16 protein-coding genes are annotated in these 15,696 nt (G+C 67.3%); 5 read left to right on the top strand and 11 right to left on the bottom strand.

The window, feature by feature from the left end:
- The first annotated feature begins 4 nt into the window (after positions 1 to 4).
- Together AC6I6X_RS13290 and AC6I6X_RS13285 are read left to right on the top strand one after the other, a co-directional pair.
- A complete protein-coding gene (locus AC6I6X_RS13290) occupies positions 5 to 199 on the top strand; it encodes a hypothetical protein (protein ID WP_497931003.1) in 195 nt (64 codons plus the stop codon).
- A 106-nt stretch (positions 200 to 305) separates the two neighbouring features.
- Complete coding sequence (locus AC6I6X_RS13285) at positions 306 to 1,685, top strand: MATE family efflux transporter (RefSeq protein WP_497931002.1); 1,380 nt, start codon at positions 306 to 308, stop codon at positions 1,683 to 1,685.
- A 39-nt stretch (positions 1,686 to 1,724) separates the two neighbouring features.
- On the opposite strand, the gene AC6I6X_RS13280 is transcribed toward AC6I6X_RS13285, so the two are convergent.
- Entirely contained in the window at positions 1,725 to 2,828 is a 1,104-nt protein-coding gene (locus AC6I6X_RS13280; RefSeq protein ID WP_497931001.1) for a saccharopine dehydrogenase family protein, read from the bottom strand.
- A 111-nt stretch (positions 2,829 to 2,939) separates the two neighbouring features.
- On the opposite strand from AC6I6X_RS13280, the gene AC6I6X_RS13275 reads away from it, so the two are divergent.
- Positions 2,940 to 3,359: a Rieske (2Fe-2S) protein gene (locus AC6I6X_RS13275; protein WP_497931000.1), complete on the top strand. Its 420-nt coding sequence runs from the start codon at positions 2,940 to 2,942 to the stop codon at positions 3,357 to 3,359.
- A 3-nt stretch (positions 3,360 to 3,362) separates the two neighbouring features.
- Here the strand turns inward: AC6I6X_RS13275 and AC6I6X_RS13270 are convergent, their stop codons facing one another.
- Together AC6I6X_RS13270 and AC6I6X_RS13265 are read right to left on the bottom strand one after the other, a co-directional pair.
- The gene (locus AC6I6X_RS13270; protein ID WP_497930999.1) at positions 3,363 to 3,725 is read right to left on the bottom strand and encodes a DUF7344 domain-containing protein; all 363 of its coding nucleotides are present in this window, start codon (positions 3,723 to 3,725) and stop codon (positions 3,363 to 3,365) included.
- A gap of 214 nt (positions 3,726 to 3,939) precedes the next feature.
- Positions 3,940 to 4,230 (bottom strand): transcriptional regulator, encoded by a 291-nt coding sequence (locus AC6I6X_RS13265; RefSeq protein ID WP_497930998.1) that lies wholly within the window; start codon positions 4,228 to 4,230, stop codon positions 3,940 to 3,942.
- 142 nt (positions 4,231 to 4,372) lie between these two features.
- Here AC6I6X_RS13265 and AC6I6X_RS13260 point away from each other — a divergent pair, with 142 nt between their 5' ends.
- Positions 4,373 to 5,347, top strand: coding sequence for a nucleotidyltransferase family protein (locus tag AC6I6X_RS13260; RefSeq protein ID WP_497930997.1), 975 nt, complete (start codon positions 4,373 to 4,375; stop codon positions 5,345 to 5,347).
- Positions 5,348 to 5,470: 123 nt separating this feature from the next.
- Entirely contained in the window at positions 5,471 to 6,187 is a 717-nt protein-coding gene (locus AC6I6X_RS13255; protein WP_497930996.1) for a hypothetical protein, read from the top strand.
- 201 nt (positions 6,188 to 6,388) lie between these two features.
- Here the strand turns inward: AC6I6X_RS13255 and AC6I6X_RS13250 are convergent, their stop codons facing one another.
- The 8 genes from AC6I6X_RS13250 to AC6I6X_RS13215 all read right to left on the bottom strand — a co-directional run bounded on the left by AC6I6X_RS13250 (position 6,389) and on the right by AC6I6X_RS13215 (position 15,647).
- On the bottom strand, positions 6,389 to 6,676 hold the full coding sequence (locus tag AC6I6X_RS13250) for an amphi-Trp domain-containing protein (protein ID WP_497930995.1): 288 nt from the start codon (positions 6,674 to 6,676) through the stop codon (positions 6,389 to 6,391).
- A gap of 318 nt (positions 6,677 to 6,994) precedes the next feature.
- Complete coding sequence (locus AC6I6X_RS13245) at positions 6,995 to 7,468, bottom strand: DUF892 family protein (RefSeq protein WP_497930994.1); 474 nt, start codon at positions 7,466 to 7,468, stop codon at positions 6,995 to 6,997.
- Between the two features lie 113 nt (positions 7,469 to 7,581).
- Entirely contained in the window at positions 7,582 to 8,307 is a 726-nt protein-coding gene (locus tag AC6I6X_RS13240; RefSeq protein WP_497930993.1) for a diphthine--ammonia ligase, read from the bottom strand.
- Between the two features lie 51 nt (positions 8,308 to 8,358).
- Positions 8,359 to 9,657, bottom strand: coding sequence for a DUF373 family protein (locus AC6I6X_RS13235; protein WP_497930992.1), 1,299 nt, complete (start codon positions 9,655 to 9,657; stop codon positions 8,359 to 8,361).
- A gap of 107 nt (positions 9,658 to 9,764) precedes the next feature.
- Positions 9,765 to 10,772, bottom strand: coding sequence for a signal peptide peptidase SppA (gene sppA, locus AC6I6X_RS13230; protein WP_497930991.1), 1,008 nt, complete (start codon positions 10,770 to 10,772; stop codon positions 9,765 to 9,767).
- 115 nt (positions 10,773 to 10,887) lie between these two features.
- The gene (locus AC6I6X_RS13225) at positions 10,888 to 12,186 is read right to left on the bottom strand and encodes a carboxylate--amine ligase (protein ID WP_497930990.1); all 1,299 of its coding nucleotides are present in this window, start codon (positions 12,184 to 12,186) and stop codon (positions 10,888 to 10,890) included.
- A gap of 404 nt (positions 12,187 to 12,590) precedes the next feature.
- Positions 12,591 to 13,472, bottom strand: coding sequence for a coiled-coil protein (locus AC6I6X_RS13220; RefSeq protein ID WP_497930989.1), 882 nt, complete (start codon positions 13,470 to 13,472; stop codon positions 12,591 to 12,593).
- Positions 13,473 to 13,784: 312 nt separating this feature from the next.
- Positions 13,785 to 15,647 (bottom strand): glycoside hydrolase family 2 protein, encoded by a 1,863-nt coding sequence (locus AC6I6X_RS13215; protein WP_497930988.1) that lies wholly within the window; start codon positions 15,645 to 15,647, stop codon positions 13,785 to 13,787.
- Positions 15,648 to 15,696: the final 49 nt, after the last annotated feature.

Here is a 15,696-nt window from a genome sequence, read left to right as displayed (position 1 = left end):
CCGTATGCCCAGTCCGACGTTCTGGAGCGCGTTTCGGCTCCTCGGCGGCGTCTTGCTCGTCCTCAGCGGCCCGTACGTCTTCGTCGTCGCGGGAAGCCGGCTCTTCGGTGTACTCTGTGTGGTCCTGGGACTCGTCTGGATCGTCAGGGAGGGGCCCCGGTTGTACCGGACGCTTCGATCGGAGTCTCGATCCCCGTAGGTCGAGGTCGTGCCGATCGCAACACCGGCTCGCCGACCATCGATCGGTCCGTTCCCGGAGTGCCGCCTCCAACAGGTTCAAGCGGTCCACCGCCCGATTTCGGGCCGTGTTCTCCGGAGGACGACGACGGCTGTTGGAGGTCTGGCGGCGGGTGTTCGACCTCTCGTGGCCGGTGATGGTCGAGCAGTTCCTCCGGACGCTGATGCGGACGACGGACGTCGTCGTCACGGGGCTGTTCTCGCCCGCGGCGGTCGCCGCCGTCGGCCTTGCCGACCTGTACGCCCGATTGCCGCTTCGCATCGGGCTCGGCCTCGGTAGCGGGGTGATCGCCCTCTCGAGCCAGGATACGGGCAGCGGCGCGACCGCGAACCGGGACGAGGCGATCACCCAGGCGATCCTGATCGGCGCGGTCGCCGGCCTCCCGTTCGTCCTGTTCGGGTACTTCTTCGGCCGGTGGGCGATCGCGATCCTGGGGGCCGAAGCGGACGTCGCCCGCACGGGCGGGCTCTACCTCGCGGTCATCTTCGCGACCAGTCCGGCCAGACACGTTACGCTCGTCGCCGCGCGATCGATTCAGGGGGCCGGCGACACGCGGACGCCGATGTACGTCAACGGCGTTTCGAATACGCTCAACATCGTCGGGACACTGGTTCTCGGGCTGGGTCTCGGCCCGGCCCCGCGACTCCACATCCTCGGCGTCGGCATCGCGACCGCGTTCGGCAACGTCTTCTCCGCGGTCGTGCTCGCCGGTGCGATCTGGGGACCGTGGACGCCCGCCGGGTTCGTCCGGCCGCGCCAGTGGACGATCACCAGGCAGTTGCTCGCGATCAGCGCCCCGCGGATCGCCGAGGGGCTGGTGACGACGGCGATCGAGTTTCCGTTCAACTCGATCCTGCTGGTCTTCGGGACGGAGGTCAACGCCGGCTACCAGATCGGCAGGCGCGTCTACCAGCAACTCACCGGCCCGCTGTCGCGGGGGTATCGCACCGGGACGAGTATCGTCGTCGGCCAGACGCTCGGCGACGGCGACCCGGCAGGGGCGCGGTACAACGGCTGGGCCGCGGCCGCACTCGGGGTCGTGTCCGTCGGCTCGCTCGGGGTCGTCCTCTTCGCCGGTGCCGAACCGCTCGTCTCCCTCTTCACCGACGATCCGGAGACGCTGTCCGCCGCGGCCGGCTTCGCTCGGGCCTACGCGCTCACGGCACCGGTTACCGCGCTGTACATCGTTCTCGCGGGCGCGCTCACGAGCGGGAGCGACACGCGGACGCCGTTCGTCGCCCGGGTCACGGGCATGTTCGTCGGGATGCTCGGCGTCTCGGCCGTGGGCGGCATCGCGCTCGGCTACGGCGTCCCGGCGGTGTACGCGTCGATCGTCGTCTACTACGTCTGGGCCACGTGCTACGTCGTCGGCTACTACCGGGGCGAGTGGGTCGATCGAACGCGGGCGATGATGGACGAGCGCGGCAGTACGCCGGGCGAGGACTGACGGTCGCACGTCGGTGCCTGCGATCGGGTCGGAACGGTGTCACGTCTCGGATTCGGGTGCCGATCGGAGTTCCTCGCTCGAATCGGCGGGGGTGTCGAGCAGTTCCAAGTCCGTCCCCGCGAGGTCGAGCGCGAAATCGGTGCCCAGCGCGGTCGCCGGAGTCTGGAATCCGTTCGGGACGCGGCCCTCCCCGTCGAGGACCCGCTCGGCCGCGCTCACCGCGGATTCGGCCGTCAGCGCATAGGGGTTCGGCGTCCCCAGTCGGCCGCGGGCGGTCCGACCGGTCTCCGTGTCCCGGACCTCACCCCAGACCACTGCGGTGTCGGTCGCCAGCTCCCGTCCGCTCGGCCCGTCGATGGCGGCGTCGATCGCCCACTCGAGGGCGCGCTCGATCGGCCGCCGATCGACCAGCCAGCCGAGCGCGGTCGCCAGTCCCAGCGCCCGTCTCGCGGCGGGCGGGACGGCGACGTACACCGCGATCGACTCGACGCCGGTGCTGTGCGCTGCGGTGACGACGTCGCCCCACGGAGCCGAGACGGCGGGTTCGGGACCGTCCCCGAAGTCGATCTCGCGGGTCCGGAACGCCGCCGGAACCTCGACGAGGCGGCCGTTTCGTCGGACGACGCCCGTCCCGAGCAGATCGAGGATCGTTCGGGCCGTCCCGCGGGAAACGGAGACGGAGCCGCTGATCCCCAGCGTGAGTTCGTCGGCCGCCGGCAACTGGTCGTGGAGGACGGCGGCCAGACAGTCCGAGGGGACGACGTCGAAGCCGACGCCGGGCAGGATCGTGATCCCCGCCTCGCGGGCGTCCGCGTCGTGCTGACGGAGCCGTTCGAACACGGTGAACTCGCCGGTGATGTCGAGGTAGTCCGTCCCGGTGGCGAGACAGGCCTCGAGCAGTGGATCGGCCGTCTCGGCGAACGGGCCCGCACAGTTCAACACCGCGTCGAAGCCGTCGATCCGGGCGGCGACGTCGCCCGCGAGGTCGAAGGTCCGGGCCTCGACGCCGAGTTCGTCGGCCTGTTTGCGTACCTGTCGTCCGTCGCGACCGGCGACGACGGGCGACCCACCTCGTGCGACGGCTTCGCGCGCTACCAGCCGACCGGTGTAGCCGTACGACCCGTAGACGAGGAGGGAGTCCATAGCTGGCGTTGGTCGCTGGGGATGTTAAAGGGTCGGCAGACGAGCGGCCCGGACGCGGGACGGTCCGGCGTACCGAAATGTTCACCACGGGTGGCACGTAATCGAGTGTCGATGGCGGCCACAGACCGGATCACACCGCTTTCGGACGTTCCCGACTCCTCCACGTTTTGCTTTCGCGTCCGGAACGGGAGTGACGACGAACGGGAGGCGATCCTCGTCAGGGATGGCACCGACGACGTCGCGTGCTGGCTCAACTACTGCCAGCACTTCACGCACATCAATCTGGACAAGGGATCGGGCGCACCGATGCGCGACGGCGAGATCGTCTGTGCCAACCACGGGGCGTACTTCGACGCCGACTCCGGACAGTGTACCTTCGGCCCGTGTGAAGGTGCGTATCTCACGGCGATCGACGTCACCGTCGACGACGGCGTCGTCTACCTGACCGACGGGGCCTACGAGTTCGTCGGACCTGGCCCGATCGAAACCGACGACGCCGATCACACCTCGACGTCGAACGTCGAATTTTGAGGCCTACCGGACGGCGGCCGGGGAGACGAGGTCTCGTTCCTGGTCGTACTCGAGCAGGCCGGCGTCGACCAGTCGCGGGAGGTGATCGTGATACAGCGAGATGTATACGTCGGCGACCGTCTCGGCGGAGAGTTCCGTTACCTTTCGCCCGGTTTCCCGGACGGCGACCTCCTCGGCGGCGTCGGGAAGGGTGAGCTCTTCGCCGTACGTGGCCATCACCTCGAGCAGCAGTCGACGACGACGGCTGGCGAGGAGCGAGAAGGCGTCGTCGACTGCGTCTGGCGACGTCTCCTGCATGTCGAGCCAGTCGAGGACCGAGAGCACGAGATCGACACAGTCGGACTCGGGATGGGACGTGGCAGTCATTCGTATTCTCCCCCGGAGTCGTGGGCGACCGTGCCTGGAGACGAGATCGACGGTGCCGGTGGGACGAGGTGCGGTCGCCGGTCGCTCGCGGGTTCCTATCGGGTTCTCGACTCGCCGCTAAATATGCGTGTCGAAACGGGTCGATGACCGTTCGGGCCACGCGCGAACCGAGTCGATCGGGCGCTGTTCCGGCCTCGTTCGGTCGGACTGGCCGTCACTCGATCGTCAGCGTCGGTTCGTCGACGCTCTCGCTCTTGCAGTCGGGACACCGCGAGGGACGATTCAGCAGGTCGTCGAAGTCGTCGAACCCACACTCCCGACAGGTCGGCGGGGCGACGAGGAACTGCTCGTCAGTCGCCTCGACCGATCGGGCGACGTGTTCGACGTGGCCGAGCACGGCCTCCGGCGTCAGGTCGAGGCGAGCGGCCAGTTCGCTCGGCGTCGCCGGTTCCGCACGGAGGGCGTCGGCGAGTCGCTGTCGGGTCGTCTCGTCTGCCTCTCGCATACCCGAGTGTTTCTCCACGGGGTGTTAGCTCTTCGGCATTCACCGTCTTCGGGACGGCGGCGATTCGGCGCTCACGGACACCCGACTCGCGGCGGTTCGAAAAAGGGTAAGTGACTTACATCCTGCCGATGAATCGGGGCGCATGAAGGCCGTCGTTCTTGCTGGCGGGTACGCGACGCGAATGTGGCCGATCACGAAGCATCGACCCAAGATGTTCCTCCCGATCGGCGACTCGACCGTCGTCGATCGCATCTTCGCCGAACTCGAGGCCGACGAGCGGATCGACGACGTCTACGTGAGCACGAACGAGCGGTTCGCGCCCGACTTCGAGGCCCACCTCGCCGACAGCGAGTTCGCGAAACCCCAGCTCTCGATCGAGGAGACGACCGAAGAAGACGACAAGTTCGGCGTCGTCGGCGCGCTCGCCCAGTTGATCGATCGCGAGAACGTCGACGACGACCTGCTGGTGATCGCCGGCGACAACCTGATCAGTTTCGACGTCGCCGACTTCCTCGACGAGTTCGAGGCGAACGGCGCACCGACGCTCGCCGCCTACGACGTCGGCTCCCGCGAGAAGGCCAAATCGTACGGCCTCGTCGAACTCGAGGACGATCGCGTCGTCGACTTCCAGGAGAAGCCCGACGACCCGAACAGCACGCTCGTCTCGATCGCCTGTTACGCGTTCCCCCGGGAGTCGCTCGACCTCCTCCCGACCTACCTCGAGGAGGGGAACAACCCCGACGAACCGGGCTGGTTCGTCCAGTGGCTCCAGGACCGGGAGCCGACCTACGCCTACACCTTCGAGGGCGCGTGGTTCGACATCGGCACCCCCGAGAGCTACCTCGACGCCGTCGCGTGGCAACTGGACGGCGAGTCGCTCGTCGCCGACTCCGCGTCCCTCGAGGACGCCACGATCGGCGACAACGTCCACGTGATGGGCGACGTCACCCTGGAGAGCACGAACCTCGACCACGCGGTGATCTTCCCCGGGGCGACGGTCCGCAACGCCGACATCCGTCACTCGATCATCGACGAGGGGACCCACCTCGAGGACCTCGACCTCGCGGGGGCGCTGATCGGGGCCCACACGACGATCACGAACGGCTCACCGCAGTGACGAACGGCTCGCACCAGTGACGCGCCCGCAGACCGGGTCCGGGCCGCGGTCTCGATCGCCGCGCCCGGTCCCGATCGGCAGTACAGCTTTATATCTCCCGTGTGATGGCTGGAACAGACGGTCATGACGTCCCCACAGGCGGTCCTCGATCGGTACGCGCACGGAACGCCCGCCCGGGCCCTCGCCGACGCGCACCGATCGCTCGATTGGTGGACCGGCTCCGACCCGCTGTTATTGCTCGCGGAAGCCGCCGCCTCGACGACCGGGCAGCGCTTCGTCAGCGGAATCGTGCCGTGCGTCGACCGGTTTCGCGACGCGTTCGTCGATCCTGGTCGCGTGACGACGTTCGCCGACCTCGCCGCGATCGAGGCCGAGGACGACGCCCTCGTCGCGGCCTTCGGGGCGCAGCGCAAGCGCCACGTCCTCCTGGAGACCGCGTCGATCCTCGCCGATCGGCCCGAAGACGACGACCTCGCGGCGTTGCAGGCCTGGGCGGCGACCGCGGACCACTACCGCTACGAGGCGGACCCGATCGGCGCCATCTCCGGCGTCGGCCCCGCGACGTTCCAGTACCTCAGACAGCTCGCGGGCGTCGACACGGTCAGGCCGGATCCGAAAGTGAGGGAGTTCGTCGAGACCGTCGCGTCCGAACTCGAGTCGTCGCCGCTTTCGACGACGACGGCATTGCGAACGATCGCCTCCTGCGAGTGGCTCGCGTTTCAGACGAGCTACAGCCCGCTCGAGATCGATCGGCTCGCGTGGTGGACGGTCACCGATCCGGACGACCGCGAGGCGGTGCTCGAGGCCAGCGGCGTCGCCCTCCCGTCACTCTATCAGTAGACAGTAGCACGGTTTCTTTATTCAGAATCCTATGTGAAACTCGTGTTACGTACAGGCCAAGTAGGTAACGGAGGGACGATCAATCTCTCCGATAGCTGTCAAAAGCCGCCTGCTGAAGATAGAGAATGGGTTCAGCACGACGACTTCGGTTGTTTCACGCCGGAACTGGTGAACCACCTGCTCACTACACGTGCGAACTGATCACTCGATTTCTAACTGGCCGCTCTCGCTGTCTCCCTCACTGCCGTTCTCGTCCCATTCGAGTTCGAACTCGATACTCAATTTACCGGGCCCGTCCGTCGGCCCTTCGCGTTCGGCTTTGACCTCAAACGTTGGGTGGGCTGGCGGTTCCATCGTCACGGACTCAGAACCCGATTTTAGCGTGACTGCGTCGCCTTGTTCGAGTTTCTTGGCGACACTATGAAGATACGATGCGATTTCTTCTCGGTTCTGGCCGCTCTCTGATTTGAACAGCACTTCTTCGGGCATGCAGAGGAACAATACACTGCCTGTGCCGATAAGTGCATTCTCTGTACTGATCGATCACCACCTTCGCAAATCGGGCCCGATCTCGTGCGACATTCGCGCCCGTATTCAGTATGACATTCTGAATACCAATAATTTCTGATAGAACGGCCGGCGGTCAGTTCGCATCTGCACGTGACGAATCGACTGGCTCAGATTCACGGCGCAGACGGAATAAAGAAACCGTATTACCAACTACTGCTATAGTAGCAACTGAAACGAGTTACCACTGATCGCAACGCAGTCCTGCGATCAGGTGTGCTTTGACTTTCAGTTGTTACTCTAGATCGCGGTCAGTTTCTGCGCCCGATCGAGCCCGGTTTCCATCTCCGTCTTCGTCGTCTCGAGTTGTTCGACGACCTCGTTGGGCACGTTCATCCGATCAGCGAGTTCGAGGAGCATCTCGACCTTCGTGATCTCGAGGCGCTCGATCGCCCGGGCCAGTTCGGCCTCGACGAGGTCGCCGAGGACCGGATCCTGGAGGTCCGCGACGACCGCCTCGCGCTCCTCGCGGAGGCCCTCGAGCGCCGCGTTCTCGATCGGACCGGGTTCGACCTCGGCCTCGATCGCGTCGAGCAGCGTCTCGAGCCGCCCGATCTGGTCGGTCGTCGTCTCGCTGTGGGCCGTGAAGAACGTCTGGAGGTCCTCGTCCGTGGCCGACTCGGCCAACTCGGTCTGGAGGTCCTCGAGTTCGCGCTCGACGTGATAGAGTTCCCGAAGCTCCCGGACGAACAGGTCGCGATCGCTTCCGATCATCCCATCGGCCCTGTCGCCGACGACCTGCAAAGAGGTTCGGCCGTCGAGTGAAACGCTGGGTCCATCGATCGTTCAGGAGAACGGGCTGGTCCGGTCGACCGGCCGGAATCCGCTCACTCCAGTTTCGCGTCCGTGACCCGGACCGTCCCGCGGGGCCCCTCCCACTCGGGTTCGTACTCGAGATCGATCGCCCGATCCATGTGCGGCCCGTCCACGACCAGCGTCTCGAACTCGCCGCCTTCCCCCAGGATGTGGACGCCGTACTCCTCGTTGAGCCGCTCGAGGTCGGCGAGCGCCTCGCGATCGAGTCGCCGGCCGAGCCACGACTCGTCGAGCCCGTGGGCGGCGACCCGGATGATCCGAATGTCGAATCCGGCGTCGAGCATCGCGTCGGCGAGCGCTCGGGGGTCCTCCTGCCAGAGGGGGGCGAAGAGGTCACAGCCGAGCCGATCGCACATGGCCTCGATCCGACTCGTCTGGTACTCGCTCTCGACGGCCCCCGCGGTGACGCCGGCGATGCCGCCCGCGAGGTCGTCGTCGAGGGCGACGAGGGCCGCCTCAAGTGGCTCGAGTTCGTCGTCGCCCTGGGCGCTCGCGTCGATCGCCGACTCGGCGTCGAAGTCGTCGGGTTCGACGTCGACCAGCGGGATGCCGATGCTCTCGGCGGCTAGCCCGGCCAGGTTGGTCGCCGGGACGTGGTACATGTAGGAGTCGCCGTCGGGGTGGACGGTGACGAGTCGCCGGACGTCGAGTCCTCGTTCGAGCGCCCGGTACAGCGCCCACGCGGAGTCCTTGCCGCCCGAGAAGAGACTGACCCACGCGCCGTCTGTCTCGCTCATGGTGGTGACTGGGGGCTCAGTAATAAAGGCGTGCCGAGTCGGGCCGGCGCGTCACTCCTCCCGGGCATTCGGCCGATCGGCGTCGGCGCCGGTGCTCGCGTCCCGCCGATCGGATTCGAGGTCGTCGTCGCGGGTCGCGGCGTCGGCCGGCGACCGCGTCGGGTAGTCGGCCGTCGGACCGCCGTCGGTGAGTTCGGAGGCGGCCTCGCCGCCGTCGGTCACCTCGCCGCTCTCGACGGTTCGGCTGAAGTGCGACGCGACCTGCGCGCCGACGAGGCTCACCACGATCGCGGTGACGACGAACAGCGCCAGCCGCTCGCCCGCAGTCACGGTGAAACTGTCGACCGAGAGCACGCCCTGCTCGATCGCCGGGACGACGAACGGTTCGATCACGCCCTGTTCTTCGAGGAAGTACGCGGAGAACCCCCGGATCACCAGTCCGACGGCGACGACGATGAACGGAAGGTTGAGGTACGAACTCCGGATCGGTTCGTCGCCGATGATCTCGTCGAGCAGTCGACCGGCGCTCGCGGTGAGGGCGGCCATCGCGAGCCACGGGACGCTGTCGAAGGCGAACTGCATCGCGGGAATCAGGACGCCCGGCTGGTTCTCGAGGCCCGAGACGGCGAGTCCGCCGGCGAACACGCCCATGAGCGTCAGCCCGGCGGCGACGACGTAGGTGACGACCGACACCTGACCGGAGTACAGCGACTCGCGGACCTGGTGGGCGAGCCCGGTCAGGACCTCGTCGACGTTGAACCCCTTGTAGAGCAGGAAGAGTCCGATGACGGTGGTGATCGCGGCCGCGCCCTCGGCGGGACCGGCAAAGGCCGCGAGCATCGGGAACACCAGAAGCGTCAGCCCGATCGGCACGAGCACCGTCTGGCGGAGTTCCTCGTCCGCGAGGAACTGCTTGAGCAGGTAGTAGGTCGACTCGATGTCCCGCGCCTGGCGGACCACCACCCGATCGACCGAATCGACCTGGACGCGGCTCTCGACGATCGGTACCAGCCGCTCGTCTTCCGCGCTGTCGATCACGACGACCGCGGAGTCGGGATCGTGATCGTCGATCAGGTCGTCGAGCTGGCGTGCGACGGCCCGATCGGCCGAGACCATCGACTCCCGGTCGCCGGAGACGACGGCGGCGACGACGTCCTCGTCCTCGTCGCGGAGGCTCTGGGCGACCCGGAGCGTCTCGAGCAGGGTGTTGACCCCCGAATCTTCCGGATCCGCGAGGCCGACGTCGGTCACGAGCGCGCGGACTGCCTCCCAGCCGACGACGGGCGACCGGAGCCCGGTCTTGCGCCCGACGTCGTCGGTTCGGTCGAGACAGACGACCAGCGTTGTCACGGTAGCCGTTCCATTCTGTGCAACGATAAAACCACTTACTCGTTCACCCGTCAGCGTCCGATCGGCGTCTCTCGCGGCGGTCGCGGCCGACGGCCCTTCGGGATCGATCAGGTGCGCAGACGGAACTCGCGATCGCCGTCCTCGCCCAGCACGGCACCGCCAATCCCCGCGCCGAGTGCGTACGCGACGCTCCGGGCGCCGGCTCCGACGCGGGCCATCAGCGGCCGTTCGGGTTCGAACTCCTCGACGGTCACCTCGTCGGTGTCGAGCCGATCGGCCAGTTCGCGCTCGAGGTCTCGACGGGTGCCGAGGTGATCGACCAGCCCCATCTCGACGGCGGTTTCGCCGAGGTAGATCCGGGCTTCCGTCTCGCGGATCGCTTCGGGATCGAGTCCGCGGCCGTCGCTGACTCGCTCGACGAACGTCTCGTAGTAGTCGTCGATCAGCCCCTGCAGGTACGCGCGCTCGTCCTCGTCCATCTCCTTGAGCGCGGTCCCGGCGTCCTTGTACTCGCCCGCGGCGAACCGTTCGTAGGAGAGGCCCACCTTGTCGGCGAGGTCGCTCGCGTTGATCCGCGAGCCGATGACGCCGATCGAGCCCACGATGCTCGCGTCGCGGGCCCAGAGTTCGTCACAGCCGCTCGCGATCCAGTAACCGCCGCTGGCGCAGACGTCGCTCGTGTAGGCGATCGTCGGCCCGTCGAACCGCTCGGCGGCGCGTTTGATGTCGTCGCTGGGGACGACCTCGCCCCCCGGCGTGTTGAGCTTCAGCAACAGCGCCTGTGCGCTGTCGTCCTCGTCGGCCCGATCGATCTGCTCGACGACGTCGTCTGCCGGCGTCGTCCGCGGACTCGAGGGCAATCGCCCGCCGCCGCCGTCGCGGGTGATCGGCCCCTCGACGGCGACCTCGGCGACGTCGTACCCCGGGAACTGCGAGTCGGCGATCGATCCCGCGATCCGGAGGCCGATCCCGACGACGACGAGCGCGGCGATGACTCCGAGGAGGTCCGCGAGCGTCGCCGGGTAGGCCACGAAGAGAGCGAACCCGATCACGGCGAACGCGACGCCGCCGGCGAGTACGATCACCAGTCTGCCGATTCCCTCGCTACTGACCACTGGAGACACCTCGATGCATACCGGTGGCTGGGGGTGCGGTCCCGTTAAGTGTTGCCGGTCCGAGAACGCCACGGCAGTCGATCGGTGGCCTCTAGCGACGGATCGGTTTGGCGGCCTACGGCGACGGATCGGTTTCGACCGTATCCCGCTCGTCGTCGATCGGGCCGTCCCCGGCGGCCGACGCGTCCGATCGAGCGTCGTCGACCAGCCGCGGCCGCGCGTACCCGTCCCACCAGTCCCGGACGACGTTCAACCCGTCCCTGACGAACGGGCGCGGATCGTCGGCGACGGCGTAGTCGAACCGGGGTTCGCGAACGAGGGAGGTCGCGACCTCGCGGAGTGCGGGTCCGAACGCGGGGCGCTCGACCGTCGGGTACTCCTCGGCGAGGATGCTGTGCAGGTAGCTCACCTCGCCCCGGAGCAGGTGGCCGCCGACGCCGACCGCGTAGGTCGGCCCCGGTTCGATCGGTTCGTCCATCGCCATCCGCCAGTAGTAGTACGGAAAGTCGGCCCCGACGCGAACGGAGAAGGGAAGCGACGACCAGAACCGGGGGTTGATCTCCATCAGCTTGAACGCGTCCGTCTCGGGGTCGCGCAGGAACTCGACCATCGCGAGGCCGTGCCACTCGAGTTCGTCGAGCAGGGACCGACCCGCGTCCTCCAGCGCCGGGATCGAGACGGACTCGCGGTAGGCGCTCGGCCCGCCGCAGTACTCCCAGCCGCGGTGCTGGCAGTGCTGGAACGTCGCGATCGGCTCCCCGTGGTCGTAGAGGGCAAAAAAGCCGTACTCCCGCGAGTCGGGGACCAGTTCCTGGACGAGCGGTTCGTGGCCGTGTCGTTCGATGGCGGCGGCGACGTCCGGCGGACTCCCGGGCGTCCGGTAGACCGTCGACCCGATCTCGCAGTCGGCGTCCGGACCGAGATACTCCGGTGCGGCCACCGTGTACCGGGGTTTGACGATCGTCTCGCGCTCCCAGTCGGTCCACTCGGACAAGAGCGTCGTTTCGGGGGTCGCCACGCCGGCCGCCTCCGCGGCCGCGAAGAGGTCGACGCGGTCCTGAACCTGCCGGAGCGTGTCGAACGTCGGCCACGGCGTCGCGACGACGTCGGCGAACGCCGCCCTGTTCGCTGCGAGGACGTAAACGTCCTCCTCCCGGACCGGGACGATCGTCCGGACGTCCGGTCGCTCGGCGATCGAGAGCAACGCGTCGCCGTACGCGGACAGATCCGCCGCCGGATCGGGTAGCTGGACGAACTCGTCGCAGTATCTCGAGGCGGCAGCCGGCGTCGTCGCGCGCTCCGAGCCGACGATCGTCCGGACCCCGCGTGGACGCAACGAGCGCAGGCAGGCGACCGTGCTCGGGGCGTCGATCCCCGGCACGAGGACGCTCGCGTCGTCCCTCTCTCCGTACATGATCGATGGAAGCGAGTCCGAGGATATTATTATAAGTAGACTAACCCGCGCCGGCCCGCTGGCGGTCGATTCCGGCGCGAACGCGGTGCGGTAGGAACGGACTACGACCGGCGGAACGGCGGCAGTTCTCGACCCCCCATTCCGGGTCGCCGCGCCGCTAGCGAACCGCCGCCAGCACCCCTCACGCCGGTGCAGACCGCGCGTAGGCTCGCGATACGATCGCGGTCACGGATCGAAAAGGGGTGTGGAAGCGCCGCGAACGCGACCAGCCAGTTCGAAGGCGGTGACGATTCACGGGAGTGAGACGCTGGCGGTCGGTACCAGGTGCGTGAAAACCCGCGGATCGCGACGCAGTCGCTCACGGGGTGAGCGAAAACGGCAGAGACACAGGTGGACGAACCGAGCTAGAGCAGTCCCGTCTTCTGGAGTTTCATCAGGTCCTCGGTGTCGAGGGTTTCGCCTTCCTTGAACTTCTGATAGATCTCCTCGGCCTCTTCTTTGGCCTCCTCTTTCTTCTTGTCGCGCTCGGACTTGCGCTCCTCTTCTTCCTTCTTGTCCAGTTCGCGCAGGCGCTTCTGGACGCGCACGAAGTCCTCGTGGTGCTGGTCGGCGGCCTCCTGGGCCTCCACGAACTTCTCGTGCATCTCGTCGGCCTCGTCACGGATGTCGTCGGCCTCGCGGTAGGCCTCGATCATCTGGTTGTGATGTTCCTGGGCCTTGTCCGCGAGTTCCGTGACGTTCTGGTGGTGCTGGGAGGCTTCCGATCGGACTTCCTCGGCTTCCTCGACGAGTTCTTCCAGGTCCTCGTTCTGATCGAGTTTCTGCTTGCGCTCCTCGTACTCCTCGCGCTTGGACTCGATCTTCTCGATGAGCTCTTTCTCCTCCTCGCTGGAGAGAACCTCGGTCTGTTGCTTGAACTCGAGCTGCTCGATCTCCTCCTCGAGTTCCTCGAGGTCCTTACCCTCGTTGAGCTCCATGTCCGATTTGAGCTCCTCGACGCGGTCGAACAGCTCGTTGGCTTCGGCGTTGAGCTCGTTGCGCTTTTCTTTGTGTTCCTGGACCTTCTCGTTGAGCTCGTCGCGCTTCTCGCGGTGTTCCTGGGCCTCGTCGACCTTCTCGCGCGTCTTCGCGTTGAGCTCGTCGCGTTTGGACGCCCGTTCGGACGCCATCTGGTTCAGCTCGTTTCGCCGGTCTCGGAGTTGACCGGCCATCTTGATGAGCTGTCCTTTCGATTTGTTTTCGAGGTCGTCGTCTGTCAGTTCGATGTTTTTCGATTCGTCTACCATGTGTTAGTCAAACCTCTGTGCCATACCCGCACCGGGGAAGTGGCCGTCCGTCGCCGTCGAGACCTGACCCGTCGGTCGGGCGGAATCCGTCTGGAGACGTCTGGCCGTGTAAAGCGACCGCTCACGATCTGCGAAACCTCGGTGAATAAGATTTCCTGTCATCGATCGTCGAGCGATACGCGCCCCGGTGGCGTTCTGGTACCGCCAACTACTGTCGCCTGTAATTTAAATGTACCGGTCACGAAACCCGTGAAAACCGTTAGCAGGGCCCCCGTTCTACCGTGTTGGACCGTAACAAGGGTGACGAGCCGCTTATAAATCGTACCGGTTGCGAACCGTTCGATCGGACGTCGATACTTCGAGGTCGATTCGATCGGCGTCGGCCGGAATCGTCGCCGTTCCCGCACTCGCGGTTTCGAGCGGGCCGACGCTGACGGACGTCTGGCCGGTCTCGGTCCCGGCACGCCAGCCGACGGTGGGTTCGAGCTCGTCGGCCGTGTCGTTACAGAGGGTGATGCCGACGCTGCCGGGTTCCGGCGGCCCGTCGAGGACGGCCTGGACCGGTTCGTACGACAGCGCGATCGCCTCGTAGGCCGATTTCGGCTCGCCGTCGTGGGCCAGGACGCCCATCCCGCCACCCGGCGTCGGGTCCCGGAGCGTCGCCGCGGTGAGGACGCCACAGCCCCGCCGCCGGAGCGCCTCGCTCACGGTCTTCAGCGTCCGGGTCTGGTAGCGCTGGGAGTCCTCGACGTCGTCCGGCCGCCGGGCGGGAGCGGCCCGATCGAGCCCCGGCACCGCCTCGGGATCGACGTCCGCGGCCAGCGATCCGGCCCCGAACCCGGTGACGATCGACCCGAGCGACGGGTACCGATCGAGGAGCCAGTCCACGTCCGCGGGCGCGAGGTACTGCCAACCCGGCGCGAGGTGGGCGGCGTCGGGATCGGTCCCCGGCGCGCCCGTGACGGGGACGACCGGCCGATCGTCCGGGAAGGCGTCGGCGATCGATCTCGCCGCGTCGTGGTCGACCGTCGTCTGCCACACCCGGTACCGGAGTCGAAGCTTCGCGAGGAATCCCGCTCCGAGCGGGTCGGCGAACGGGTCCGTCGGCTGGTCCTGGACGCCGTACATCGCGAGACTCGGATGATGTCCGTACGCGTCCGCGAGCGTCGCCGCCAGCGTCGTCCCGCGGTCGACGTCGATGTCGGGGCCGATCGCCGGGAGGTCCTGCCAGACGAGGAGGCCGGCCTCGTCGGCGGCCCGGTAGAATTCCCGCGGTGGAACGTGTGCGCGGGCGCGAACGATCGTCGCGTTCGCCTCGACCGCCCGCTCGACGTCGGTCTCCGGATCGCCGCCCGGGAGTCGCGTGAAGCCGCGGGCGGGGACCCGGGTCCCGTTGACGACCAGACCGTCGTCGTCGCGCTCGACGTGACAGAACCCGACCGTCTCCTCGACGGCGTCCCCGCCGAGTTTCGCGCGCACGGTGTACCGACGCGGGGGGCCGTGTCCGCGCGGCCACCACAGCGACGGGTTGCGAACCTCGATCGTCCTGGAGACGGTCACGCGCTCGCCGGCGGCCGCCGTGACTGGCGTTCGCTCCATCGAGGCGCCGCCGCGGAACCCCTCGGGTCGAACCGAGAACGTGACGGCGTCGTCGAGCGCCGCGCCGGCGTCTATCTCGAGGTCGACATCGATCGCGGCCCCGTCCCCGTCCAGTCGCGGCGTCACGTCGAGTCGTCGGCAGAACGTCCGGGGTCGGGAGTCGACGGTTACGTCCCACCAGATCCCGGGCGTCGCCGTCTCGGGCGGAACCTCGTCGGTGCCGTAGATCCCGTCGAACGACGACGGCGGTTCGCAGACGACGAGCAGTTCGTTCTCGGCGTCCGGTTCGAACTCGAACCGCGCCGGGACGAAGTGCGGTTCGTGTTCGCCCAGTTCGGTCCCGTTCATCCAGACCCGCGTGCGACCGTACGTCCCGCGGAGTTCCAGGAGCGTTCGTTCGATGTCGCGCTCGCGCGGATCCGGGACCGTCGCCCGGTACGCGATCGTTCCGTCGTCTCGATCGGCGGCGAACGCGCCGGACCGGCCGGGAACGGTGACCGGCTGCCACTCGTCGACGGTGGGCGACCCGTCGGCTCCGATCGATTCGACGACCCCGCCAGTCCACCCGTCAGTCATTATCACGGTAGAGTGAACCGAAAGTAAAAATCACTTCCGACGTTTCACT

The organism is Halosolutus sp. YCN4 (genome assembly GCF_059736495.1).
This window is presented reverse-complemented; position numbering and strand designations above follow the sequence as displayed.